We start from the raw sequence: 24,169 nt of genomic DNA on the forward strand, positions 1-24,169 counted from the left end.
CGTCCGAGGCACCTTACCCAGTTCCGCGTCAACGCCGCCGGATAGGCTCAACGGTGTGGAGCAGAAGCAAGTGAACAGTCGTCGGCCCTGGGTGGTGGGGGTGTCCGGCGCTTCCGGTACGCCGTACGCGGCCGCCGTGCTGCGCGGGCTGTTGGCCGCCGGCGAGAGCGTGGACCTGGTGGTCAGCAGGGCCTCGCGGCTGACACTGCTCGACGAGACCGGCATCGCCTTCAGGGACGCGCACTGGCAGGACGATCTGCGGCAGTGGCTGTCCCGGGGAGCCGACGGGAAGCCGGACAACTTCGACGTCGACGTGACGGACGTGCGGCACTGGGCGGCCGGCGATCTCGCCGCCGGGCCGTCGTCGGGGTCGTACCCGGTCAAAGGGATGCTGATCGTGCCGGCGTCCACCGCCTGTGTGGCGGGGGTGGCGCTCGGGCTCTCGAAGGATCTGCTGCAGCGTGCGGCGAGCGTGACGCTCAAGGAGCGGCGCGCTCTGGTGGTCGCCGTACGGGAGACGCCGCTGAACGGGCAGACGCTGAAGCACCTGGTGACGCTGGACGAGGCGGGCGCCGTGGTGCTGCCCGCCTCTCCGGCGTTCTACGCGGGGGCGACGCACATCCAGGATCTGGTGGACTTCGTCGCGGGGCGGGTGCTCGATGCGGCAGGGGTGCCGCATCGGCTGTACCGCCGTTGGGAGGGGGAGCTGGGTGGTGGCTCCGGAGGCGATTAGCGCTTCTTGCCGGTGCGCGGCGCGCGGGTCCGGTCGACCTTGCGGGCGGCAGAAGGCTGGTGGGCACGCGAGCGGTTGGCCAGCTCCTGCAGCTGTCGCATGTGGGCGTAGGCCATCTCGATCGTGTACACGGTGAGTGTCAACTCCTGTATGGATCGTGATCCTGTGGGATCAGCTGTGATCGTTTGAGTAAATCGCAGGGTGTCCTCCCTGCATGCCTTAGATTCTACACGTAAACTCGCGGTATCGCTGAATAATGGAAGGCTTGAGTCTATGGACGCCGTGGATAGGCAGCTCATCCAGGCCCTGCGCGAGAACGGCAGGGCTTCGTATGCCGAGCTCGGCCGGCTCGTGGGGCTCTCCGGCCCCTCCGTGACGGACCGCATCAACCGTCTCGAGGCGGCCGGAGTCATCACCGGCTACCGCGCCACCGTCGACGCCGCCTCCCTCGGGCTCGGCGTCACCGCTCTGATCGGCATCTCCCTGTCCGACGCCGCCGACCACGAGGACGTGGCGCGCAGGCTCAAGGACCTGGCGGAGATCGAGGACTGCTGGTTCATCGCGGGCGACGACTCCTACATGCTCAAGGTGCGTGCGAGCGACGTGGACGGCCTGGAGAAGACGATCCGCAGGCTGTCGGGGACGCGCGGTGTGTCCCGTACCCGTACCACCATCGTGCTCTCCACGAAGTGGGAGAACCGGGTCGGCGACCTGCCGGAAGAAGCCTAGGGATACCGTTGGCGGAGCCCGATTGGTAGACGTATGGGAGGCGGCCCCAGTGGACGCAGGACTCAAGCGGGAGCTCGAGCAGAAGGTCCGGGCCGGTGAGCGGCTGACCCGTGAGGACGGCATCGCCCTCTACGAGTCGGACGACCTGGCATGGCTCGGCGGCCTCGCGCACGAGGTGCGCACCCGCAAGAACGGCGACGTCGTCCACTTCAACGTCAACCGTCACCTCAACATGACGAACGTGTGCACCGCGTCGTGCGCCTACTGCTCGTTCCAGCGCAAGCCGGGCGAGAAGGACGCGTACACCATGCGCATCGAGGAGGCCGTCCGCCTCGCCAAGGCGATGGAGGGCGAGAACCTCACCGAGCTTCACATCGTCAACGGGCTCCACCCCAACCTCCCCTGGCGCTACTACCCGCGCTCCCTCTCGGAGCTCAAGAAGGCGTTGCCCGACGTCTCGCTGAAGGCCTTCACCGCCACGGAGATCCACCACTTCGAGACGATCTCCGGGATGTCGGCGTCCGACATCCTCGACGAGCTGATCGAGGCAGGCCTGGAGTCGCTGACCGGCGGCGGCGCCGAGATCTTCGACTGGGAGGTTCGGCAGCACATCGTCGACCACCGCACCCACTGGGAGGACTGGTCGCGCATCCACCGCCTCGCGCACGAGAAGGGCCTCAAGACCCCGTCCACGATGCTGTACGGGCACATCGAGGAGCCGAGGCACCGCGTCGACCACGTGCTGCGGCTGCGTGAACTGCAGGACGAGACCGGCGGCTTCCAGGTCTTCATCCCGCTGCGCTACCAGCACGACTTCGTGGACATGCAGGACGGCAAGGTCCGCAACAGGCTCCAGGCCCGCACCACGATGGCGACCGGCGCGGAGGCGCTCAAGACGTTCGCCGTCTCGCGGCTGCTCTTCGACAACGTCCCGCACGTCAAGGTCTTCTGGGTGATGCACGGCGTGCAGACCGCCCAGCTCGCCCTCCAGCACGGCGCGGACGACATGGACGGCTCGGTCGTCGAGTACAAGATCACGCACGACGCGGACAACTACGGCACGCCGAACAAGCTGACCCGTGACGATCTGCTCGACCTGATCCGCGACGCCGGCTTCCGCCCCGTCGAGCGCAACACCCGCTACGAGATCATCCGCGAGTACCCGGGCCCCGACGCCGACCGCCGCGAGTCGCCGCAGCCCATGCGCCTCTGAGGTGCCGGGCTCCGCCCCGTCTCGAATTGCGAAACCCCGGCCCGAGCCGGGGTTTTCGTTTTCTACCCTGCCTTGATGACCCTCACCTTCGAACTCGACCCGCCCGGTGGCAACGACCTGCGCGACGGCGTCATCGGCCTCTGGGCGGACGTCAGCAACGCGGGCGGGGCGGTCGGCTTCGTCCCGCCCGTGACCGCGGAGGAGATCCGGCCGGAGTGGCGCAAGCACCTCACGGCCATCGCGGAGGGCCGGATGCGGCTGCTCGTCGGCCGGGACGAGCACGGAGAGATCGCGGCCACCGCGTTCCTCGCGCACAACACCCACCGGCTGATGACGCACTGGGTCTGGCTCTACACGGTGATGGTCCACCCCAGGCACCAGGGCAAGGGCTACGGACGCGACCTGATGGCCGCCGCGGCCGAAGCAGCCCGCGGCCTCGACGGCATCGAGGCGATACGGCTCACCTGCCGCGGCGGCACGGGCGCCGACCGCTTCTACGCCGCCTGCGGATACAAGGAAGTCGGACGGGTGCCCGGCGCGATCAGGGTCGCGGAGGGCGACGACCGCGACGACATCATCATGCTGCTGCCCCTCGGCTGACCGGTTTGGGCGGCATGCTTCACTGGACGGGCACCTAGCCGCATGAAGGAAGAAGGCCCGCCGTGTCCGCTGCAAGGACGAGTGCCGTGATCCGGTACACCGCACTGCGACTGACGATCTTCGTCGGCTGCTTCGTCGCCGTCCTCGGGCTCGTGCAGGTCGGCATCCTGCCCAAGGGCCTCGGTGACTCCAACTTCGTGTGGGTCGTCCTGCTCGCCCTCGTGCTGTCCGCGCCGCTCAGCTTCGTCCTGCTGCGCAAGCAGCGCGACGCGATGTCCGAGCAGATCGCGCCCAAGGTGGACCGGGTCAAGGCCCGCCTGGACGCCAACCGCACCCAGGAGGACGGCGCCACCCGGTAGCGCCGCTCGGCAGCGTCGCTCGGCAGCGCCGCTCCGGACCGAGTCCGGACAGGGGAAATCAGGAGCCCAAAGGGGAGCTTTGAGGTTCCATAAGTTGAAGTGTTAACGTGTCTGCGTGACGACAGCAGTGCGCCCCTCCGACGCCGCGAGCATTCCGCTCGTGGCGCGCCTGCATGTCGATCTGTGCCGCTGTATGTCCGCGGTCTGTTGCCGGTAGTCCTCCGCGCAACCCGGCATCACACTGCGGCACCGCGCCTTCGCGCGCCCGGGCGCCGCACCCCCGTCCCCTGTTCTTCCCCACACGCCATCACTGGAGTGCGTCCGTGTCCGCGAACACCGCGTCCGCCCCTGCCGCCGGCCAGCAGCCCGGCTCCGGCTTTCGAATACCCAAGGTTCCCTTCTGGGCCCAGATCGTCGCCGGTCTGGTCCTCGGAGTCCTGCTCGGCTGGCTCGCCCGCAGCCAGGACATCGGCTGGCTGAAGGACACTCTGGACCAGGTCGGCTCGATCTTCGTCCAGCTGCTGAAGCTGGCCGTCGCGCCGCTCGTCTTCTTCGCGATCCTGGTGTCGATCACCAATCTGCGGAAGGTCAACAACGCCGCCCGGCTGGCCACGCGCACACTGCTCTGGTTCATGATCACCTCGCTGATCGCGGTCGCGATCGGCCTGGCGCTCGGCCTGCTCACCAACCCCGGCGCGGGCACGGGACTGACGCCCCAGGACGGCAAGGAGCCGGAGAGCTCCGGAACCTGGATCGACTTCCTCACCGGCATCGTCCCGACGGACATCATCACGCCGTTCACCGAACTGGAAGTGCTCCAGATCGTCTTCATGGCCGCCGTCGCCGGTGTCGCCGCCCTCAAGCTCGGTGACCGCGCCAAGCCGATCCTCGCCCTCAGCGAGGCGGTGCTCGAACTGCTCCAGAAGGCCCTGTGGTGGGTCATCCGCCTCGCGCCCATCGGCACCGTCGGCCTCATCGGCTTCGCCATCGCCGACTACGGCTGGGAACTGATCGGCAAGTACGCCACGTTCACCGCCGACGTCTACATCGGCTGCGCCCTGGTGCTCTTCGGCGTCTACCCGCTGCTGCTGGCGACCGTCGCCAAGGTCAACCCGATCCAGTTCTTCAGGGGCGCCTGGCCCGCCATCCAGCTGGCGTTCGTCTCCCGCTCCTCGGTCGGCACCATGCCGGTCACCCAGAAGGTCACCGAGCGCCTCGGCGTGCCGAAGGACTACACCTCGTTCGCCGTCCCGTTCGGCGCGACCACCAAGATGGACGGCTGCGCCGCGATCTACCCGGCACTCGCCGCGATCTTCATCGCGCAGATCTTCGACGTCCAGCTCGGCATCCAGGACTACTTGCTCATCGCGTTCGTCTCGGTCGTGGGCTCTGCCGCGACGGCCGGCCTGACCGGCGCGACCGTCATGCTGACGCTGACCCTCTCCACGCTGGGCCTCCCGCTGGAGGGCGTGGGTCTGCTGATGGCGATCGACCCGATCCTGGACATGATCCGCACTGCCACGAACGTCGCGGGCCAGGCGCTGGTTCCGGTCATCGTCGCGGCACGCGAGCAGATCCTCGACCGCGACGCGTACAACGCCGCCACGTCGTCGCCGCTCGACAGCTCCGACGCCGACCCGGCCGCCGAGTCCGCGCCCGCGGGCGCGGAGCCGAAGGTCGCGGTGCCCGTCTCCGCGTAATCGGGCCGCCGCGACAGCGGCGGCCGGTGCGCAAGGCCGTGGGCCTCTCCCGTTCGACTGGAGGGGCCCACGGCCTTCGTACGGAGTGCACGGGCTTCACCGAGGCCGGCGGGACGCCTGCCCGCAGCCGGGTATGCGCGGCCTCGTCCCGATCCGGCCGAGACCCGTCGTGCCCGGTTGACCCCGCCCCGCGGACTGCACCTTAATGCGGGCCATGAACGCCGCCATGACGCAGTCATCTGCCAGAGTCGTACGCTTACTGCTGAGTAAGGGCGTGGGGCGGGAGGAACATTGACATGAGTGCTGTGAAGGGCGTGAGGGCCAAACGCATGCCGCGCGCCGTGCGTGAGCAGCAGATGATGGACGCCGCCGTGCAGACCTTCGGGCAGCGCGGCTACCGCGCGGCCTCGATGGACGAGATCGCGGAGCTCGCCGGCGTCTCCAAGCCCTTGGTGTACCTGTATCTGAACTCCAAGGAGGAGCTGTTCACCGCGTGCATCAGGCGTGAGGCGCAGCGGCTCACCGAGGCCGTGCAGGCAGCGATCCAGCCGCGGCTGACGGCGGATCAGCAGATGTGGGCGGGGCTGGAGGCGTTCTTCCGGCACACGCAGGAGAACCCGGACGGCTGGTCCGTGCTGCACCGCCAGGCGCGTACGCACGGTGAGCCGTTCGCGGCGGAGGTCTCGAAGATGCGGGAGGAGATCGCGGCGTTCGTGACCGTCCTGATCGGCGCGGCGGCCCGCAAGGGGGTGCCGCCCGCGCCGGGGACGGCGGGTTCGCACCGCAACGGCCAGCTGGCCGACCGTGACATCGAAGGGCTCGCGCAGGCCCTCGTGGGTGCCGCCGAGTCGCTCGCCGGGTGGTCGAACGACTCGGGTGGCATGTCGGCGAAGGAGGCCGCGGGCCTGCTGATGAACTTCGCGTGGACCGGCCTCGGCGGTCTCATGGGCGGGGATCGCTGGTCCCCTCGCTGACGACGGCCCCGCTGCCGGCCTCTTTGCCCGAGTCGATCCGCCGCTTCACGGGGCTGACGTCGGACTTCACGGAGGAGAGCGGCCATCTGACGCCGTCGCTGAAGCACAAGCGCTCGGCCATCGCCCGTGACTTCGAGGCGGAGATCGAGTCCCTCTGCGCCGGCCGGCGCGACCAGGACAACGAGGGGCTTGCCCCCGAGCGGATCGTCGAGCCGGAAAAAGGCAGGAGCCCCGCCCCGTACGAAACCGTACGGGGCGGGGCTCCTTGGGTACTGCTGAGTCGTGCGCGATCGCCGACCCTCGGCTGACTAGGCCGGGGTGACGTTCTCCGCCTGCGGGCCCTTCGGGCCCTGGGTGACGTCGAAGTTCACGACCTGGTTCTCCTCGAGGGAGCGGAACCCGGACGCGTTGATCGCGGAGTAGTGGACGAAGACATCCGGGCCGCCGCCGTCCTGGGCGATGAAGCCGAAGCCCTTTTCAGCGTTGAACCACTTGACGGTTCCGGTAGCCATAAGCCCTCCCATGGGCCAAAGGGTTGCCCTGCTCCAGAACCTGCAAGAAGTCTGAAAACTACAAAAGCCTGCGGGTTACATGCTCCGCAGGCTCTGTACTGCAAGGGAAACCAAACTGCAACTTGCGACGAGCCTAGCACGCAGCGTCTGCGCAGCGGTAGAGGGAAAGATCACGTCACCCGCACGTTTGACGGCACCCGTTCGGCTGACGAAGCCCAGCTCGGGCGGGGGGCTCCGAGGATTTCCGTCCCCCGGCGGGGGTGGGCCCGGCGGGCAGGTCTAGCCTCACGATGTGGACAGCCTTGGAGAAAGCACAGCAACCGACCTCCGTCGCAGCCGGCCGCGCGTCGGTCACATCCAGTTCCTCAACTGTCTCCCCCTTTACTGGGGCCTTGCCAGGACCGGCACTCTCCTCGATCTCGACCTGACAAAGGACACGCCGGAAAAGCTCAGCGAGCGGCTGGTGCGGGGCGAGCTCGACATCGCGCCCGTCACACTCGTGGAATTCCTGCGCAATGCCGACGATCTCGTCGCCTTCCCCGACCTGGCCGTCGGCTGCGACGGCCCGGTGATGTCCTGCGTGATCGTGTCGAAGCTGCCGCTGGACCAGCTCGACCGTGCCCGGGTGGCGCTCGGCTCGACCTCCCGCACCTCGGTGCGCCTCGCCCAGCTGCTGCTGGCAGAGCAGTACAAGGTCGCCCCCGACTACTACACGTGCCCGCCCGATCTCGGAGTCATGATGCAGGAGGCCGAAGCGGCCGTCCTCATCGGTGATGCCGCGCTGCGGGCGTCGCTCCACGACGCTCCCCGCCTCGGGCTGCAGGTCCACGACCTCGGCCGGATGTGGAAGGAGTGGACAGGGCTGCCGTTCGTCTTCGCCGTCTGGGCGGCGCGCAAGGACTACCTGACCCGCGAGCCCGTCGTGGTGCGCAAGGTGCACGAGGCCTTCCTCGCCTCGCGGGACGTGTCCCTGGAGGAGGTCGGCAAGGTCGCGGAGCAGGCGGCCCGCTGGGAGGCCTTCGACGCGGAGCTCCTGGAGCGGTACTTCACGACGCTCGACTTCCGCTTCGGGCCCGACCAGCTCGCCGGCGTGCGGGAGTTCGCCCGCAGGACCGGACCGACGACCGGCTTCCCCGCGGATGTGAAGGTCGAACTCCTCGGCGCCTGACCGGCCCCCGCTCGTCAGCCCCTAGTCTGAGGGACGGACTGGCGCAGAAGGCCGAACGGGGGAGTGCAGATGCAGCCGCTGGATCCGGGCGAGCCACGCAGCATCGGCGCGTACCGGCTGCTGGGCAGGCTCGGGTCGGGCGGGATGGGGCGCGTCTATCTGGGCCGCAGCGCCGGCGGACGGACGGTCGCGGTCAAGATCGTCCACCCGCACTTCGCGCTCGACGACGAGTTCAGAGCCCGCTTCCGCCGCGAGGTGGACGCGGCACGACGGGTCGGCGGGGAGTGGACCGCGCCGGTCCTGGACGCCGGCCCCGACGCTCCGGTGCCGTGGGTGGCGACCGGCTACGTCGCAGGACCCGCTCTCTCCCAGGCGGTCGCGGAGCACGGGCCGTTGCCCCCGCACGCCGTACGGGTGCTCGGCTCCGGGCTCGCGCGGGCGCTCACCGCGGTCCACGCGCTGGGGCTCGTACACCGGGACGTGAAGCCGTCCAACGTGCTCCTGACGCTGGAGGGCCCGCGGCTCATCGACTTCGGCATCGCCCGTGCCACCGACGGCACGGCGTCGCTCACGTCCACCGGGGTGTCCGTCGGATCGCCCGGCTACATGTCGCCCGAACAGATCCTCGGCAAGGGCGTCACCGGCGCGGCCGACATCTTCTCGCTGGGCGCGGTCCTCGCGTTCGCGGCGACCGGCACGGCCCCGTTCCCCGGCGACTCCTCGGCAGCGTTGCTGTACAAGGTGGTGCACGAGGAGCCCGAACTCGGCGCACTGGACGGCGAACTGCGGGACCTGGTGGCCGGCTGCCTGGCCAAGGACCCGGCCGGGCGGCCGGACCCCGGCGAGTTCGCGGAGCGGCTGGCCGCCGGTACGGCACCGGGGGCCGGCTGGCTGCCGGGGCCCCTGGTGGAGCAGATCAGCCGCGCCGCCGTGGAACTGCTGCATCTGGAGTCCTCGCCGCCCGACCCCGAGCCCCCTGCCGCCGGGCCCGGTTCCGGCGTTGCCGGGGCCGCGGGTGACGATCCGGGTGCGTCCGGTCCTGTCGCGTTCAGCAGCCCGGCCGTCGGCGTCTTCGGACCGCCGGTCGAACCGGGCACGACCGGAGAGGCACCGGCCCAGTGGGCGCCCCCGAAGGGTGAGCCGACCGGCACGCCGCAGACGTCGGGGAACGGCATCTCGCTCTCCGCGGGCGGCGGCAGGCCCGGTCGGCGGATCAGCTGCACCGTGGCGCTGACCGTGGCGGGCGCGCTCGCCGCCGTCACCGTCGGCGGCGGTTTCCTGACCGACACGTGGCGCGGCGGCGGCTCCGACTCCGACTCCGACGAAGGTGGCATGGGCGAGCAGCCTCCCGCCGCGACGGCGCCGAAGTCGCCGAGCGCGTCACCGTCCGGGCAGGTGGGCGAGGTGCCCGCGGCGTTCATCGGCACCTGGTCGGGCCCGGCGGTCGAACGGACCGGGCTGCCGCACGGCACGCTGACGGTCGCGTTCACCAAGGGAAGGACGGGCGAGGACGTCGTCCGCACAACCACCTCGATCTCCGTGCTGAGCGTGTCCGTCGAATGCCACGGTGTCGGCAGGCTCGCCGCAGGCAGCACGGCACGGAAACTGCGCGTCGACGAACGCACCGACCCCGAACGGCCGGGTTCGCAGGGCAAGTGCACCTCGGGCGAGGCCGAGCTGGTCTTCACGCTCACCGAGGACGGATCGCTGCTCTACGAGTCGCACGAGGACGCGGCGGGCAACCCGACGGCGAAGCTGACGAAGAAGACCGACTGACGGACCGGCACGGCCGGGGGGCCAGGGCGCGGGTGCCCACCGGCCGGCCAGAGGCGTGGCGTAGCCTGGATCGGTCCGCAGCTCCACAGAAAAACCGCCGAAGGGTGACGCCCGGTGACCGAGAAGGCCGATCTCCAGCCCGTCCTGGACCGTGCCGCCGAAGGCGGGCGGATCACCCCCGAGGAGGCGCTCGAGCTCTACCGCTCCGCTCCTCTGCACGCCCTGGGCGCGGCGGCCGACGCCGCCCGCAAGCGCCGTTACGCCGGTACGGAGCACATCGCGACGTACATCATCGAGCGCAACATCAACTACACCAACGTGTGTGTCACGGCGTGCAAGTTCTGCGCCTTCTACGCGGCGCCGAAGGACACGGCGAAGGGCTGGACCCGCGACCTCGACGACATCCTGCGCCGCTGCGCGGAGACCGTCGAGCTCGGCGGGACGCAGATCATGTTCCAGGGCGGCCACCACCCGGACTACGGCGTCGAGTACTACGAGGAGCACTTCGCCGCCATCAAGAAGGCGTTCCCGCAGCTGGTGATCCACTCGCTCGGCGCTTCCGAGGTGGAGCACATGGCCCGGATCTCCCAGGTGTCCGTCGAGGAGGCGATCTCGCGGATCCACGCCGCCGGTCTCGACTCCTTCGCGGGCGCCGGCGCGGAGCTGCTGCCCGAGCGGCCGCGGAAGGCCATCGCCCCGCTCAAGGAATCCGGCGAGCGCTGGCTGGAGATCATGGAGATCGCGCACGGCCTGGGGGTCGAGTCGACCTCCACCATGCTGATGGGCACCGGCGAGACCAACGCCGAGCGCATCGAGCACATGCGGATGATCCGTGACGTACAGGACCGGACCGGTGGATTCCGGGCCTTCATCCCGTACACGTACCAGCCGGAGAACAACCACCTCAAGGGCCGCACCCAGGCCACGATCTTCGAGTACCTGCGGATGATCGCGATCGCCCGGCTCTTCTTCGACAACGTCGCCCACATCCAGGGCTCATGGCTGACCACGGGCAAGGAGATCGGCCAGCTGTCGCTGCACTACGGCGCCGACGACCTGGGCTCGATCATGCTCGAGGAGAACGTCGTCTCCTCGGCCGGCGCCAAGCACCGCTCCAACCGCCAGGAGATCATCGACCTGATCCGTAAGTCGGGCCGCGTCCCCGCCCAGCGCACGACGACGTACGAGCACATCGTCGTGCACGACGACCCGGCGAACGACCCGGTCGACGAGCGCGTCGTCTCTCATCTCTCGTCCACCGCGATCGAGGGCGGAACGGCCCACCCCGAGCTGAAGCTGCTCCCCACCACCTGACGCGACCGTGCTGACGATCCACGTGGCCGAGGCCTCGCCCGAACTCGCCGTTCTCGTCGACGGCGCACACATCGCCGCCGTCGGCCCGTACGAGGAACTGTCCGCCGCGCACCCGCAGGCGCGGGTGCGGCGGTGGCCCGGCATCCTCACCCCCGGACTGCTCAACCCCTACGGGCCTGAGCTGCTCGAAGGCGCCTACCATCCGGACCCGCGCGAGGCCGACGAGTTCGGCACCGAGCCGATCACGGGGGAGCGCGCGCAGGCCATCTTCCGCGCCGACAGCGCACGACGGGGCGCCAGCGCGCGCCGCGGTGTCCAACGGCTGCTGGCGCACGGAACGGTCGCCATCGCCGGCGAGCTGCGCGGCCGGCCCGCCCTGGACGCCGTGCGCCGGGCCGGGCTCGCCGTCGGCCGGCGCCCGGCGGTCCTGCCGGGGCCGCCGTCCTTCTCGCCGGTGCCGCTTGTCCTGCTGCCGGGGCCTGCACCGGGCGGTCCCGCCCGGTTCGCCGTGTTCGACGTGCCGGACCGGGCCGAGCTGGTGCGGCGCGGGGCGTCGACCTGTGTGGCCACCGTCCTCGGCGGCCGTCTGGTCCACCGAGCCCGCTGACCGAAGAGGCACGGCCGCCATGCGGAAGGGCACGCCGGGCTTCCGCGGGTGATGCTGCTTGAATGGGCTGCGTGACCCGAGCCTCCCTGGAAAAGCAGCCGCACGAAGTCGCCTCGATGTTCGACGACGTGGCGGCGAAGTACGACCTCACCAACGACGTGATCTCGCTCGGCCAGGCCCGGCTGTGGCGCAAGGAGGTCGCGAAGGCGGTGGACGCCCGCCCGGCGGAGAAGGTCCTGGACCTCGCCGCGGGCACCGGCACCTCCTCGCTGCCGTTCACGGCCACCGGCGCGTACGTCGTGCCCTGCGACTTCTCGCTCGGCATGCTGCGCGAGGGCAAGAAGCGCAACCCCTGGCTGCCGCTCACCGCGGGCGACGCGACGAAGCTGCCCTTCGCCGACGACGTCTTCGACGCCGTGACGATCTCCTTCGGCCTGCGCAACGTGCAGGACACGGACGCGGGGCTGCGCGAGCTGTACCGGGTGACCAAGCCCGGCGGCCGCGTGGTGATCTGCGAGTTCTCGCACCCCACCTGGGCACCGTTCCGGACCGTGTACGAGGAGTACCTGATGCGTGCGCTGCCGCCGGTGGCCCGAGCCGTCTCCTCCAACCCCGACGCGTACGTCTACCTCGCCGAGTCGATCCAGGGCTGGCCCGACCAGCCGGCGCTGGCGGGCCGGCTCCAGCAGGCCGGCTGGTCCAAGGTCGCCTGGCGCAACCTGACGGGCGGCATCGTGGCGCTGCACCGCGGTACCAAGCCGCGGTAGGCAGCCCGACGTGGAACACGCAGGGATCGCCGTCGACTACCAGGCGGTCCTCGAGCAGATCGCCGACGACATCGCCCCGCTGGTCGGCAGCGGCACCCCCGCCGAGTACATCCCGGCTCTCGCCGGTGTCGACCCGGGGCGTTTCGGCATGGCCGTCGCCGACGTCGGCGGCAACGTCTACGGAGTGGGGGACTGGCAACACCCCTTCTCCGTACAGTCGATCACCAAGGTCTTCACCCTCGCGCTGGTGCTGGCCGCCGACGACGACAGCGTGTGGCAACGCGTCGGCCGCGAACCCTCCGGCAACCCGTTCAACTCGCTGGTGCAGCTGGAGTACGAGAACGGGATCCCGCGCAACCCCTTCATCAACGCGGGCGCGCTCGTCGTCACCGACCGGCTCCAGACCCTCACCGGCGACGCGAGCAGTGAACTGCTGGAGTTTCTGCGGCAGGAGAGCGGCAACCCGGAACTGGCCTTCGACCCGGAGGTCGCCGAATCGGAGTCCGCGCACGGCGACCGCAACGCCGCCCTCGCCCACTTCATGGCCTCGTACGGCAACATCGGCAACCCCGTGCCGACGCTGCTCGACCACTACTTCTGGCAGTGCTCGATCGAGATGAGCTGCGCCGATCTCACGCTGGCGGCTCGCTTCCTGGCCCGGCACGGGCTGCGCGCCGACGGCTCCCGGCTGCTGACCCGCAGCGAGGCCAAGCAGATCAACGCCGTGATGCTCACCTGCGGCACCTACGACGCGGCCGGTAACTTCGCCTACCGGGTCGGTCTGCCCGGCAAGAGCGGAGTCGGCGGCGGGATCGTGGCGGTCGTGCCGGGGCGCTGCACGCTGTGCGTATGGAGCCCCGGGCTGGACGCCCGCGGCAACTCGGTGGCGGGCGTGGCGGCGCTGGACCGCTTCACGACGCTGACGGGTCTCTCCGTGTTCTGACGTCCGCGCCACTTTCCGGGCGGGGAGGGCGAGTTGACGGGAACCGGCCGGTGGTGAAGATGTGTCAGTTGTCTACGACAATCTCCCTGTCTGTTCACGGCCCTCTCCCCGTCCCTGCCTGCCGTTTCGGAGTCTCCTCATGGCGTCGTACTGCCAGCACTGCGGCACCCCATCCCCGGATGAGGCGCGCTTCTGCATGAAATGCGGAAAGGAGCGGCAGCCGGAAGGGCCGGTGGTGCCGGAAGCGCCACCGGCGCAGGCGCCGCCTCCTCCTGCGGTGGCGCCGGCAGCGTCGCCGATGGCGCCGCCGCCGCCTCCTCCTGCGATGCCGCCTCCGCCGGCCTACGGGCCCGGCCCCGCACAGCCCTCGCCCGTCGGGGCCTTCCTCGGACGCGTCCTGCGGGGCGACTGGCTGTCGTCCGCCAAGGCAGCCGTCCGGCCCGCCGGACTGCTGCTCGTGCTCGCGACGGCGTTGGCCATCCCCTCGTACGGGCAGAGTCACGAGGTCGTCGTCGGCTGGAGCGACCGGCTGCGCATCGCGCTCGCCCTGCTGATGCAGGGCTTCGGCGGCGGCTTCGAACTGTCGGCGGCGGGTCCCTCGCAACTCCGCCCCGACGGCTCGGACTTCGGGCCCGGTTACGGCTCCGACTCCGGTTACGGATCCGATTACGGCTCTGATCACGGCTCCGGTTTCGGCTCCGGTATGGAGGACTTCGCACAGGGAGCGGCATCGCTCTCGCTCGTACCGCTGACGGTGACCGCGCTGTGGATCGCGGCGCTCTGGCTGGGGGCGCGGACGCTGCGCGCCCGTGGCGAGGGCCTGGAGGCCGCCGTACGCGTCTCCCTGCTGGTGACGGGCGTGGTGCTGGTTCTCGGTCTGTTCGCGCAGCCCGAGATCCTGGGGGTGGAGGTCTCCTCCTCGCCGGTGCTCGCCGCGCTCGGGGCTCTGGCGCTTTCGCTGGCGGTCAGCGTCGGGGTGCTCCAGCGCGACGCCCTTGCGGGACGCCTGGCGCAGCACCCCGCCGCCCTGTCGGCGGTCCGCGCCCTGGGGACGGCGGTCCGCGCGCTGTGCGTGGTGGTTGCCCTCTGCTCCCTCGTCGGTTTCATCGTGTACGCCAACACCGACGAGGTCGACGGCACGGCGCTGCTGATCGCTCTGCCGATCCTGCCCAACATCGGATTCGCGGTGCTCGGGCTGAGTTGGGGCGCACCGGTGGAGTACAACTTCCGGGGCAGCGTCGGCTCGCTCGGCTCCGGCGCGGAGGGCGGCACCGTCGGGCTCGGGGAGATCTCCGACGAGTGGGGCGGCGGCGCGGTGACCGGTGCCCTGGCCCTGGGCGTCGTGTGCGCGTTGACCTTCGGCCTGTGGGCCGCGCGCCGCTCCGCCGACCGCCGCGAGCAGGCACTGACGGGCGCCTTCGCGCTGGGACTCGTCCTGCTCCTCACCGGGCTGAGCGGGGCCTCCTTCGAACTCGCGGGCGGCCTCGGTGACTTCGGGGGCAGCGGCACCACCGCCGCCGCCCCGAGCGTCCCGGACATGCTGCTGTTCGGTCTGCTGTGGCTGGGCGGCGCGGTGCTGCTCGGGCCGCTGCTGCTGCGCCTGGTGGGCGCCGGTTCGGTTGCGCCGGGCGTCGCGGCGTTCGCCCCGCCCCCGCCTGCGTGGCCCGTCCCCGGGCTGCCGCCGACCGGCAGCGCCGGGCCCCACCCGTACGCGCCCGCGGCCCCGGGCTCGCCTGCCGGTCCGGGCGCGCCTGCCGAGGCCGGCTCACCCGCAGGTTCGGGCTCGCCCGCAGACTCGGGCTCGCCCGCCGGTCCGGGCGCGCCTGCCGGTCCGGGGTCGGTCGGGGCTGTCCCCGCGCCGGAAGGCGCCCCGGCGGAACCCGCGCCCGTCGCCACGCCCACCGCCGTCGACGGGGGCGCCGCGCTCTACGCCCCCGGACCGTACGCGCCGCAGCCGCAGCCGGCCGCCGGCCCGTACAACGAGTCCGCCGCCCAAGCCCACACCCCCGCCCCCGACGGGAGCGGCAAGAGCCGCGCCGTCGTGTGGGCCGTCACCCTCACCGTCGCGTTTGTCGTCGGCGGCGGCGCGACGGCCGGTGTGCTGATGCTGAAGGACAGGAACGAGGAGCAGGCGTCCCCGTCGCTCGAGGTCGTCGAGAGGCCCGGCGGGTCCGCGCACGCCGACCCGAAGGCGTCCTCGTCGCCCTCGCCCACCCCGCCGCCCGCCTCCACACCCTCCACCACCCCGGGCCCCTCCGAGGGCGCGGCAGGCCCGTCGGCCACCCCCGGGGGCGGCGGCACCGCGCTCCCGGTCGGCTTCGCGCTGCGGCAGGACCCGGCCGGTTTCACGGTCGCGGTGATGGAGGGCTGGTCGCGCCGGCAGGCCGGCGGCCAGGTCTTCTACGAGGCCCCGACCGGAGGCGAGTACCTCCAGATCGGGATCGTCGAGAACACCCCGAGGAGCTCGTACGAGAACTTCGTCGGCTTGGAGAAGAAGCACCTCGCGAACTCCAGAAGCGACTACCGGCGGGTGCGGATGGAAGAGAACACCTACCAGGGACGGCCGGGGGCGATCTGGGAGTTCACGCACATCCCCGAGCCCGACGAGAGCGACAGCAGGCGCCACATCATCGACCAGGCCTTCGTCGCGGCCGACGGCACCGAGTACGCGATTCTCGCCGCCGGCCGCGCCGACAACTGGGACGCGGCGAAGGACCAGGTGTTCTCCACCGCCCTCAGCACGTTCAAGGCAGGCTGATCGCGCCCACTTCTAGACGGAAGCAGTACGCCTCCTGCTGGGAGACGGTGACGAAGGTCTCGGCGTGCTCCATGCCGAGCCGCCGAGTCACGGCGATGGAGCGCTCGTTGCGCGAGTTCACCATCGCCACGACCCGCTCCACACCTGCCGCCCGTACCCGCTCCAGCGTGGTGCGGGCGGCGGTGGTCGCGTAGCCCCTGCCCCACGCGGAGCGGGCCAGCCGCCAGCCGATCTCGATCTCGCCCACGGGACCGAAACCCTCGTGCGGCCAGGGCTGGGCGCCGGTGAATCCGATGACCTCGCCGTCCTCGTCGAGCATCGTCCAGAGGCAGAAACCGTGCTCGGCGTCGTGCTTGCGCTGCCGCGCGGTGAGCTCCTCGTACACCGACAGTTCGGCCGACCTGCCGCCGTGGAACTCCATGACCTCCGGGTCGTCGAAGACCCGGTGCCAGGCCAGGGCGTCCTCGTCGGTGGGGACGCGCAGCTGTATCACGGGAAGCGGCCTGCTGCTCATAGACGGAGCCCTTCGGTCGGTTGATCGGTACGTCACCATAGACTGCACACGTCCTGTGCCGTTCGGTACGCAATATCGCAGCGCAACATCGAATCGAATCTTCGGGAGAAGCCGCCGTGACCGAAGCCCTCACCGAGCACACTGCCGATGTGATCGTCGTCGGAGCAGGCCCGGCAGGCTCCACCACCGCGTACTACCTGGCCAAGGCCGGCCTGGACGTACTGCTGCTGGAGAAGACCGCCTTCCCGCGCGAGAAGGTCTGCGGCGACGGACTCACCCCGCGCGCCACCAAGCAGCTGGTCTCCATGGGGATCGACATCTCGGAAGAGGCCGGCTGGCTGCGCAACAAGGGCCTGCGGATCATCGGCGGCGGTGTGCGGCTCCAGCTCGACTGGCCGGATCTCGCCTCGTTCCCGGACTACGGCCTGGTGCGCAAGCGCGACGACTTCGACGAGCAGTTGGCGCGGCAGGCACAGAAGGCGGGCGCCCGGCTGTACGAGCGGTGCAACGTCGGCGCGCCCGTGATCGACGACCGCACCGGCCGGATCACGGGCGTGCACGCCAAGCTCGGCGAGGAGAAGACCCCGGTCACCTTCCACGCCCCCCTCGTCGTCGCCGCGGACGGCAACTCCTCCCGTATCTCCCTCGCCATGGGCCTGCACCGGCGCGAGGACCGCCCCATGGGCGTCGCGGTCCGTACGTACTTCACCTCCCCCCGCCATGACGACGACTACCTGGAGTCGTGGCTGGAGCTGTGGGACCGGCGCGGTCCGGGTGAGGACCGGCTGCTGCCCGGCTACGGCTGGATCTTCGGCATGGGTGACGGCACGTCCAACGTCGGCCTCGGCGTCCTCAACACCTCTGCCTCCTTCAAGGAGCTGGACTGGCGCGAGGTCCTCAAGGCCTGGTGCGCGTCGATGCCGGAGGACTGGGGCTACACCGACGAGAACATGACCGGCCCGATCCGCGGGGCGGCCCTGCCCATGGCGTTCAACCGCCAGCCGCACTACACCAAGGGCCTGCTGCTCGTCGGCGACGCGGGCGGCCTGGTCAACCCGTTCAACGGTGAAGGCATCGCCTACGCCATGGAGTCCGGCCAGATCGCCGCCGACGTCATCGTCCAGGCGCACGCCCGGCAGACCCCTGCCCAGCGCGAACTGGCCCTGCACCGCTACCCGAAGGTCCTCAAGGACACCTACGGCGGCTACTACACACTGGGCCGTGCGTTCGTGAAGCTGATCGGCAACCCGAAGGTCATGAAGATCGCGACGCAGCGGGGTCTGACCCACCCGATGCTGATGAAGTTCACGCTCAAGATGCTGGCCAACCTGACCGACCCGTCGGGCGGTGACGCGATGGACCGCATCATCAACGGCCTCTCGAAGGTGGCACCGAAGGCGTGAAGCCCGACCGGCTCATCGCCGGGCTCCCCGGTGGTGTGGTGCTGCGCACCGCGTCACCCGGCGACGCCGGGGCGCTGTGCGCGGCGTACGTGGCGAACCGGGAGCATCTCGCGCCGTGGGAGCCCCGCCGCCCTGACGACTTCTTCACCGTCGAAGGCCAGGCCCACCGCCTCGGCGAACGGCTGCGCGAGTACGAGGGCGGCCGCCTGGTGCCCTGGCTGCTCGAGGCCGACGACGGCCGCGTCGTGGGAACGATCACGCTCAGCGGCATCGTCCTGGGCCCGTTCTGCAGTGCCTACCTGGGCTACTGGACGGACGCCGACCACCAGGGCCGCGGGCTGGCGACCGCGGCCGTACGGGAGGTGTGCGGCATCGCCGCCCGGGAGATGGGCCTGCACCGCGTTGAAGCCGGCACACTGACCGACAACGTCCGCTCGCAGCGGGTGCTCGAACGGTGCGGCTTCGAGCTCATCGGCACGGCGCCGCGCTATCTGCACATCGACGGCGCGTGGCGCGACCACCGCCTGTTCCAGCGGATCCTGCACGAAGGCCCTCCGCGCCCCTGACGGGCCGGCCGACGCCTCGGCCGGCCCGCGCGGTCAGACGGGGTGGGTGACACGGAGTTTCGACTGCCCGTGCGGCAGCAGCTCCCAGTCGTCCATGAAGCGGGCCACGAGACCGTGCTTCGCGGCCAGCCGGGTCAGCGTCTCCGTGCGGTAGTAGAAGTCCTCGCCCAGTACTTGGTGCTCGCGTGTCTCCGTGCGGTCGTAGGTGAAATCGAAGAAGCCGCCGGGCGCCAGCACCCGGCCGACGTTCGCGAGGCACTCGTCGATGACCTCCAGCGGCGAGTGCGAGAAGACGCTGTGCGCGTGCACGACCGTGAACGACGCGTCGGGCAGGAAGTCCAGCGTGAGGTTCTCCACGGGGGTCAGATACGGCAGCTTGTGCTGGAGGCCGTAGCTGACGAGGGTCTTCTTGGCCTCGATGAGGATGTCGGGCGAGATGTCGATCCCGTAGTAGTGACCGGGCTCCAGATGGTCGATGAACCGCCACCCGGCCCGAAGATTGCCGCAGCCGATCTCCAGCATCCGGTCCTGCGGCCGCAGGCCGTGCTCCCGCAGATAGTCGAACTGCATCCGGCCGATGGCGAGCCAGCGGTCGTGCGACGGCCCGCCGCCCACTGCGGCCTCCGGGCTCTTCGCGGTGTCCGACGCCATCACCGCCCGGTAGTAGGCGACGTGCCCGCCGCGGTGGCGCAGCCGCAGCCAGCCGTCCCGTCCCGCGCGCCGCAGGTAGGGCAGTACGCGACGGGGGTGCCGCAGCGCGTACCTCACCTTGTGGCCCAGCCGGGAACGGTTCGTCGACAGGCGGGATCCGGGTGTGTGCTGCATGACGGCCTCCGTGCCATCCGTGGGCTGCCCCTCTCGGATGCTAACCATGTACGGCACGGTCCGCCCGGTCTCAGCGCCTCGGCGGCCGGCGCGGCGGTGTCGGGAGCCGTCGGCAGGTCACACCGGAACGGCGAAGGGCCGCCGCTCCCCCCGAGGGAGCGACGGCCCTTCCAGGCACTGAGGGGACGTCAGAGGACGCGCACGGCGCCGCTCGCCGGGTAACCGGAGAGGTCCTGGATGACCACGCCCTTGCTGGGGTTGGCGGCGTCCAGGTACTGGCCGTCACCGATGTAGACACCCGTGTGGTACGCGGAGCCGGCGCCGCCCCAGTACAGGATGTCGCCGACCTGCAGGTTGGACGTGCCGACCTGGGTACCGGCCAGGGACTGGTCCTGCGAGACACGCGGCAGGTCGATGCCGACGGTGCGGTAGGCGGCCTGGACGAGGCTGGAGCAGTCCCAGGCGTTGGGGCCGGTGGCGCCCATGATGTACGCGTCGCCCAGCTGGGCCTTGAGGAAGGCGACGACGGCACCGGCCGAACCGCTCGCGGGGGTGCCGGTGGAGCTGTAGGCGGAGAGCGAGGTGCGCTCGGAGTCGCGGGAGGCGCGCTCCTTGGCGGCGGCCTCGGCGCGCTTCTTCGCCTCTTCCTTCTCCTTGGCCTCCGCCTCGCGGTCCGCCTCGGCCTTGGCCTTCTCGGCGGCCTTCGCGGCCTTGGCCGCGGCGGCGTCCTGCTGGGCCCGGAGCTGCGCCTGGGCCTCGAGGTCGAGGGCGACCTGCTGGGTGGCCTCGGCGGACTGCGCGACCGCGTTGCCGGCGTCGGCGGTGAGGAGGGGCATCTCGATGGTCTCGGTCACCGGCTCGGCGTTCGCCGGCCCGGCGGCACCTGCCACCGCGATGGTGCTGAGGAAGCCACCGGCAACTCCGGCGCGTATCGCCATTTTCGAGGCGCTGCGGCGGGGCTTCCGGTGGCTGGGTATGTGAGCGGTGTGGGACATGAGTACAACCGCTATCAGGGCTTCACGGTTCCCTTCAAGAAACGTGTGTTGCACCACAGTTGCGACCGGAAGCTGTGAATCCGCTCTGGATGGCCCCTTATTGACGCCGTAACGGGCAAAGCGGACAACCATGATCAACGCTGTGATCATTGGCTTTCAGTAAAAGGTCCGAATTGCCGGAGGCTTACCACCCCTTTACGTCGTTGGCCAAGCCCGCTTTTGTTGAACTCTTGAGCGAGTGGCGCAGGTCACAGAATGGTCAACGTCCTGCCGGTCGGGAGCTCGTGAACGCACGCACGCGTCCATCGCGATCCGCTCGATCCCTCTGCCGGGTGACCCGGAGTCCAATATCACCCGATGCGGTCCATCTCCAATTTGCGCGCATGGGGCATGGCTTGATAGGGCGCAACCGCCCCGACCAGCGGTAACGGCTCAAGATGTCACGTCTGGTGATCGCCCGGGAGCTTCGCGTATGAAGATCACCGCTCATCCGACTTCATGATCCTTCGTCGGGTGGTGGAGATCACAAACTCGATCACCGACCCCGTGTCGCAGATCACAGACCGAGAGGCATAGGATGCGGGGCAGTCGGGCTTGTGAACTGCCTCACATGTGCACGATCTTCGAGCGTGATCTTGGGGGTCGGGCACGGCCTTCGAGGCGGCGAGGCGGTTGCCCGGTGCGGTCCAACGGTCAAGGACGACTGGAAGGAGCGAGGAGGGTGAATGCTTACGCGCCCATCCTTGTGCTCGGCGCCCTCGGGGCAGGGTTTGCGATCTTCTCCGTGGTCATGGCCACGCTTATCGGCCCCAAGCGGTACAACCGGGCAAAGCTCGAAGCGTACGAGTGCGGCATCGAGCCCACTCCCACGCCCGCCGGAGGCGGTCGCTTCCCGATCAAGTACTACCTGACGGCGATGCTCTTCATCATTTTCGACATCGAGATCGTCTTCCTCTATCCCTGGGCCGTCACCTTCGACGCCCTGGGGATCTTCGGGCTCGTGGAGATGCTGCTCTTCGTGCTCACCGTCTTCGTCGCCTACGCGTATGTGTGGCGGCGCGGCGGCCTGGAATGGGACTGAGGGGCTGAGGGGCACACCATGGGACTCGAAGAGAAGCTGCCGAGCGGTTTCCTGCTGACCACCGTCGAACAGGCCTCGGGCTGGGTGCGCAAGTCATCCGTCTTCCCCGCGACCTTCGGCCTGGCCTGCTGCGCCATCGAGATGATGACGACCGGCGCCGGCCGGTACGACCTGGCCCGCTTCGGCATGGAGGTCTTCCGCGGCTCGCCGCGCCAGGCCGACCTGATGATCGTGGCCGGGCGGGTGAGCCAGAAGATGGCGCCCGTCCTGCGCCAGGTCTACGACCAGATGCCCAACCCCAAGTGGGTCATTTCGATGGGGGTTTGCGCATCATCGGGCGGAATGTTCAACAATTACGCAATTGTGCAGGGCGTTGATCATGTCGTCCCCGTCGACATCTATCTGCCGGGCTGCCCGCCGCGCCCCGAGATGCTGATGGACGCGATTCTCAAGCTCCATCAGAAGATCCAGAGCTCCAAGCTCGGCGTGAACGCGGAGGAAGCGGCCCGCGAGGCGGAGGAGGCGGCCCTCAAGGCGCTCCCGACGATCGAGATGAAGGGGCTGCTGCGATGACGGATCAGCCGAATCCCGAGAAGGAACTCTCCGAGCAGAATCTCCCCGGCCAGCGCGGTGAGCACGGCGAGGAGATCCGCGTCCAGCGCGGCATGTTCGGTGCCAACAACGGAGGGGATACGTCCGGTTACGGTGGGCTCGTACGCTCCGTACGCCTGCCGGGCCCCTCGTCCCGCCCCTACGGCGGGTACTTCGACGAGGTCGCCGACGAGCTCGAGGGCGCGCTGGAGGAGCAGGGGCTCCTCCCGGAGAACGCCATCGAGAAGACGGTCGTCGACCGCGGAGAACTGACCTTCCACATCGCGCGCGAGCACCTGTCGCAGGTCGCCAGGACCCTCCGCGACGACCCGGCACTGCGCTTCGAGCTGTGCACCGGTGTCAGCGGGGTGCACTACCCGCACGACAAGGGCCGCGAGCTGCACGCCGTCTACCACCTGCGCTCGCTCACCCACGGCCGGCTGATCCGGCTCGAGGTCCCCGCCCCGGACCGCGATCCGCACATCCCGTCCCTGGTCGCGGTCTATCCGACCAACGACTGGCACGAGCGCGAGACCTACGACTTCTTCGGGCTCGTCTTCGACGGCCACCCCGCCCTCACCCGGATCATGATGCCGGACGACTGGCAGGGCTTCCCGCAGCGCAAGGACTATCCGCTCGGCGGTATCCCCGTCGAGTACAAGGGCGCCCAGATCCCGGCTCCGGACCAGCGGAGGTCGTACTCGTGACCACACCCCACGCAACGCCCCGAGCGACCACCGAGGGCACCGTCTACACCGTCACCGGCGGGGACTGGGACGAGGTCGTCCAGTCCGCGGCCAAGGCCGACGACCAGCGCATCGTCGTCAACATGGGTCCGCAGCACCCTTCGACGCACGGCGTGCTCCGCCTGATCCTCGAGATCGACGGCGAGACCGTCACCGAGGCCCGCTGCGGCATCGGCTACCTCCACACGGGCATCGAGAAGAACCTCGAGTACCGGACCTGGACGCAGGGCACCACCTTCGTCACGCGCATGGATTACCTGACGCCGTTCTTCAACGAGACGGCGTACTGCATGGGCGTGGAGCGGCTGCTCGGCATCGAGGATCAGATCCCGGACCGGGCGACGATCATCCGCGTCCTGCTGATGGAGCTCAACCGGCTCTCGTCGCACCTCGTGTGCATCGCCACCGGCGGCATGGAGCTCGGCGCCACGACCATCATGATCTACGGATTCCGTGATCGTGAACTGATTCTCGACATCTACGAGCTGATCACCGGCCTGCGCATGAACCACGCGTACATCAGGCCCGGCGGCCTCGCCCAGGACCTGCCGCCCGGCGCGATGGACCAGCTCCGCGAGTTCGTGAAGACCATGAAGAAGAACCTGCCGGAGTACGACAAGCTCGCCACCGGCAACCCGATCTTCAAGGCCCGTATGCAGGACGTCGGCTACCTGGACCTCACCGGCTGCATGGCGCTCGGCGCGACCGGACCGATCCTGCGCTCGACGGGCCTCGCCCACGACCTGCGCAAGACCGACCCGTACTGCGGCTACGAGACGTACGACTTCGACGTCCCGACCGCCGACTCCTGCGACTCCTACGGCAGGTTCCTCGTCCGCCTCGAGGAGATGCGCCAGTCGCTGCGGATCGTCGAGCAGTGCCTGGACCGGCTCGAGCCGGGCCCGGTGATGGTCGCCGACAAGAAGATCGCCTGGCCCGCCCAGCTCGCCCTGGGCGCCGACGGTCTCGGCAACTCCCTGGACCACATCAAGAAGATCATGGGCACCTCCATGGAGGCCCTGATCCACCACTTCAAGCTGGTCACCGAGGGCTTCAGGGTGCCGGCCGGACAGGCGTACGCCGCGGTCGAGTCGCCCAAGGGCGAACTTGGCGTCCATGTCGTCTCCGACGGCGGCACCCGCCCCTTCCGGGTCCACTTCCGCGACCCGTCGTTCACCAACCTGCAGGCCATGGCGGCGATGTGCGAAGGCGGCCAGGTCGCCGACGTCATCGTCGCCGTCGCGTCCATCGACCCCGTGATGGGAGGCGTCGACCGATGACCGACGTCAGCTTGG

General features: G+C 69.9%; 26 protein-coding genes and 1 pseudogene. 22 read left to right on the top strand and 5 right to left on the bottom strand.

Annotated elements, in window-relative coordinates; all coding sequences use genetic code 11:
* Positions 1-70 precede the first annotated feature (70 nt).
* On the top strand, positions 71-733 hold the full coding sequence (locus ACIQ7Q_RS00330) for a UbiX family flavin prenyltransferase (protein ID WP_403856371.1): 663 nt from the start codon (positions 71-73) through the stop codon (positions 731-733).
* Here ACIQ7Q_RS00330 and ACIQ7Q_RS00335 read toward each other — a convergent pair.
* A complete protein-coding gene (locus ACIQ7Q_RS00335; protein ID WP_403856450.1) occupies positions 730-864 on the bottom strand; it encodes a hypothetical protein in 135 nt (44 codons plus the stop codon). The two genes, ACIQ7Q_RS00330 and ACIQ7Q_RS00335, sit on opposite strands and share 4 nt — an antisense overlap.
* 142 nt (positions 865-1,006) lie before the next feature.
* Here ACIQ7Q_RS00335 and ACIQ7Q_RS00340 point away from each other — a divergent pair, with 142 nt between their 5' ends.
* The 7 genes from ACIQ7Q_RS00340 to ACIQ7Q_RS00370 all read left to right on the top strand — a co-directional run bounded on the left by ACIQ7Q_RS00340 (position 1,007) and on the right by ACIQ7Q_RS00370 (position 6,616).
* On the top strand, positions 1,007-1,462 hold the full coding sequence (locus tag ACIQ7Q_RS00340; RefSeq protein WP_356638607.1) for an Lrp/AsnC family transcriptional regulator: 456 nt from the start codon (positions 1,007-1,009) through the stop codon (positions 1,460-1,462).
* A gap of 49 nt (positions 1,463-1,511) precedes the next feature.
* Positions 1,512-2,675: an aminofutalosine synthase MqnE gene (mqnE, locus tag ACIQ7Q_RS00345; RefSeq protein ID WP_403854630.1), complete on the top strand. Its 1,164-nt coding sequence runs from the start codon at positions 1,512-1,514 to the stop codon at positions 2,673-2,675.
* Positions 2,676-2,750: 75 nt separating this feature from the next.
* Entirely contained in the window at positions 2,751-3,275 is a 525-nt protein-coding gene (locus ACIQ7Q_RS00350; protein ID WP_403854633.1) for a GNAT family N-acetyltransferase, read from the top strand.
* 62 nt (positions 3,276-3,337) lie between these two features.
* The gene (locus ACIQ7Q_RS00355) at positions 3,338-3,634 is read left to right on the top strand and encodes a DUF4229 domain-containing protein (RefSeq protein WP_403854636.1); all 297 of its coding nucleotides are present in this window, start codon (positions 3,338-3,340) and stop codon (positions 3,632-3,634) included.
* Positions 3,635-3,957: 323 nt separating this feature from the next.
* Entirely contained in the window at positions 3,958-5,334 is a 1,377-nt protein-coding gene (locus ACIQ7Q_RS00360) for a dicarboxylate/amino acid:cation symporter (RefSeq protein WP_403854639.1), read from the top strand.
* Between the two features lie 296 nt (positions 5,335-5,630).
* On the top strand, positions 5,631-6,308 hold the full coding sequence (locus ACIQ7Q_RS00365) for a TetR/AcrR family transcriptional regulator (RefSeq protein WP_403854642.1): 678 nt from the start codon (positions 5,631-5,633) through the stop codon (positions 6,306-6,308).
* Between the two features lie 23 nt (positions 6,309-6,331).
* Positions 6,332-6,616, top strand: a complete 285-nt coding sequence (locus ACIQ7Q_RS00370) for a hypothetical protein (RefSeq protein ID WP_403856452.1) — start codon at positions 6,332-6,334, stop codon at positions 6,614-6,616.
* Here ACIQ7Q_RS00370 and ACIQ7Q_RS00375 read toward each other — a convergent pair whose 3' ends face one another.
* Positions 6,617-6,820, bottom strand: coding sequence for a cold-shock protein (locus ACIQ7Q_RS00375; RefSeq protein WP_003967102.1), 204 nt, complete (start codon positions 6,818-6,820; stop codon positions 6,617-6,619).
* Positions 6,821-7,112: 292 nt separating this feature from the next.
* Here ACIQ7Q_RS00375 and ACIQ7Q_RS00380 point away from each other — a divergent pair, with 292 nt between their 5' ends.
* The 8 genes and pseudogenes from ACIQ7Q_RS00380 to ACIQ7Q_RS00415 all read left to right on the top strand — a co-directional run bounded on the left by ACIQ7Q_RS00380 (position 7,113) and on the right by ACIQ7Q_RS00415 (position 16,153).
* Entirely contained in the window at positions 7,113-7,988 is an 876-nt protein-coding gene (locus tag ACIQ7Q_RS00380; RefSeq protein WP_403854645.1) for a menaquinone biosynthetic enzyme MqnA/MqnD family protein, read from the top strand.
* 69 nt (positions 7,989-8,057) lie between these two features.
* A complete protein-coding gene (locus tag ACIQ7Q_RS00385; protein WP_403854648.1) occupies positions 8,058-9,764 on the top strand; it encodes a serine/threonine-protein kinase in 1,707 nt (568 codons plus the stop codon).
* Between the two features lie 114 nt (positions 9,765-9,878).
* Positions 9,879-11,078 (top strand): cyclic dehypoxanthinyl futalosine synthase, encoded by a 1,200-nt coding sequence (mqnC, locus tag ACIQ7Q_RS00390; protein WP_403854651.1) that lies wholly within the window; start codon positions 9,879-9,881, stop codon positions 11,076-11,078.
* A 7-nt stretch (positions 11,079-11,085) separates the two neighbouring features.
* Positions 11,086-11,685 carry an imidazolonepropionase-like domain-containing protein gene (locus ACIQ7Q_RS00395; protein ID WP_403854654.1) on the top strand — a complete coding sequence of 200 codons (600 nt, stop codon included), beginning with the start codon at positions 11,086-11,088 and terminating at the stop codon, positions 11,683-11,685.
* 71 nt (positions 11,686-11,756) lie between these two features.
* Positions 11,757-12,452: a demethylmenaquinone methyltransferase gene (locus ACIQ7Q_RS00400; protein WP_356636714.1), complete on the top strand. Its 696-nt coding sequence runs from the start codon at positions 11,757-11,759 to the stop codon at positions 12,450-12,452.
* Between the two features lie 10 nt (positions 12,453-12,462).
* Positions 12,463-13,395: a glutaminase gene (locus tag ACIQ7Q_RS00405; RefSeq protein WP_403854657.1), complete on the top strand. Its 933-nt coding sequence runs from the start codon at positions 12,463-12,465 to the stop codon at positions 13,393-13,395.
* 139 nt (positions 13,396-13,534) lie between these two features.
* Positions 13,535-13,603, top strand: a pseudogene (locus tag ACIQ7Q_RS00410) (zinc-ribbon domain-containing protein); the annotation flags it as partial.
* A 117-nt stretch (positions 13,604-13,720) separates the two neighbouring features.
* Positions 13,721-16,153 carry a hypothetical protein gene (locus ACIQ7Q_RS00415; protein WP_403856454.1) on the top strand — a complete coding sequence of 811 codons (2,433 nt, stop codon included), beginning with the start codon at positions 13,721-13,723 and terminating at the stop codon, positions 16,151-16,153.
* Here the strand turns inward: ACIQ7Q_RS00415 and ACIQ7Q_RS00420 are convergent.
* A complete protein-coding gene (locus tag ACIQ7Q_RS00420; protein WP_403854660.1) occupies positions 16,140-16,667 on the bottom strand; it encodes a GNAT family N-acetyltransferase in 528 nt (175 codons plus the stop codon). The two genes, ACIQ7Q_RS00415 and ACIQ7Q_RS00420, sit on opposite strands and share 14 nt — an antisense overlap.
* A gap of 116 nt (positions 16,668-16,783) precedes the next feature.
* On the opposite strand from ACIQ7Q_RS00420, the gene ACIQ7Q_RS00425 reads away from it, so the two are divergent.
* Both ACIQ7Q_RS00425 and ACIQ7Q_RS00430 read left to right on the top strand, forming a co-directional pair.
* Positions 16,784-18,070, top strand: a complete 1,287-nt coding sequence (locus ACIQ7Q_RS00425; protein ID WP_356636706.1) for a geranylgeranyl reductase family protein — start codon at positions 16,784-16,786, stop codon at positions 18,068-18,070.
* On the top strand, positions 18,067-18,636 hold the full coding sequence (locus ACIQ7Q_RS00430) for a GNAT family N-acetyltransferase (RefSeq protein ID WP_403854664.1): 570 nt from the start codon (positions 18,067-18,069) through the stop codon (positions 18,634-18,636). Before ACIQ7Q_RS00425 ends, ACIQ7Q_RS00430 begins: the two co-directional genes overlap by 4 nt.
* Positions 18,637-18,669: 33 nt before the next feature.
* Here the strand turns inward: ACIQ7Q_RS00430 and ACIQ7Q_RS00435 are convergent, their stop codons facing one another.
* Together ACIQ7Q_RS00435 and ACIQ7Q_RS00440 are read right to left on the bottom strand one after the other, a co-directional pair.
* The gene (locus ACIQ7Q_RS00435; RefSeq protein WP_403854667.1) at positions 18,670-19,461 is read right to left on the bottom strand and encodes a class I SAM-dependent methyltransferase; all 792 of its coding nucleotides are present in this window, start codon (positions 19,459-19,461) and stop codon (positions 18,670-18,672) included.
* 188 nt (positions 19,462-19,649) lie between these two features.
* Positions 19,650-20,456, bottom strand: coding sequence for a C40 family peptidase (locus ACIQ7Q_RS00440; RefSeq protein ID WP_403854670.1), 807 nt, complete (start codon positions 20,454-20,456; stop codon positions 19,650-19,652).
* A 721-nt stretch (positions 20,457-21,177) separates the two neighbouring features.
* Between ACIQ7Q_RS00440 and ACIQ7Q_RS00445 the strand changes: the two genes are divergently transcribed.
* Genes ACIQ7Q_RS00445 through ACIQ7Q_RS00460 form a run of 4 tightly spaced genes read left to right on the top strand, consistent with a single transcriptional unit; the run spans position 21,178 to position 24,154 of the window.
* Positions 21,178-21,537, top strand: coding sequence for an NADH-quinone oxidoreductase subunit A (locus ACIQ7Q_RS00445; protein WP_003974383.1), 360 nt, complete (start codon positions 21,178-21,180; stop codon positions 21,535-21,537).
* Between the two features lie 18 nt (positions 21,538-21,555).
* Positions 21,556-22,110: an NADH-quinone oxidoreductase subunit B family protein gene (locus tag ACIQ7Q_RS00450; RefSeq protein ID WP_356636698.1), complete on the top strand. Its 555-nt coding sequence runs from the start codon at positions 21,556-21,558 to the stop codon at positions 22,108-22,110.
* A complete protein-coding gene (locus tag ACIQ7Q_RS00455) occupies positions 22,107-22,835 on the top strand; it encodes an NADH-quinone oxidoreductase subunit C (RefSeq protein ID WP_403854673.1) in 729 nt (242 codons plus the stop codon). The genes ACIQ7Q_RS00450 and ACIQ7Q_RS00455 overlap by 4 nt, the downstream gene beginning before the upstream one ends.
* A complete protein-coding gene (locus ACIQ7Q_RS00460) occupies positions 22,832-24,154 on the top strand; it encodes an NADH-quinone oxidoreductase subunit D (protein WP_403854676.1) in 1,323 nt (440 codons plus the stop codon). The genes ACIQ7Q_RS00455 and ACIQ7Q_RS00460 overlap by 4 nt, the downstream gene beginning before the upstream one ends.
* The last annotated feature ends 15 nt before the right edge of the window (positions 24,155-24,169 follow it).

It is taken from the genome of Streptomyces sp. NPDC096176 (assembly GCF_044763255.1).
GTDB lineage: Bacteria > Actinomycetota > Actinomycetes > Streptomycetales > Streptomycetaceae > Streptomyces.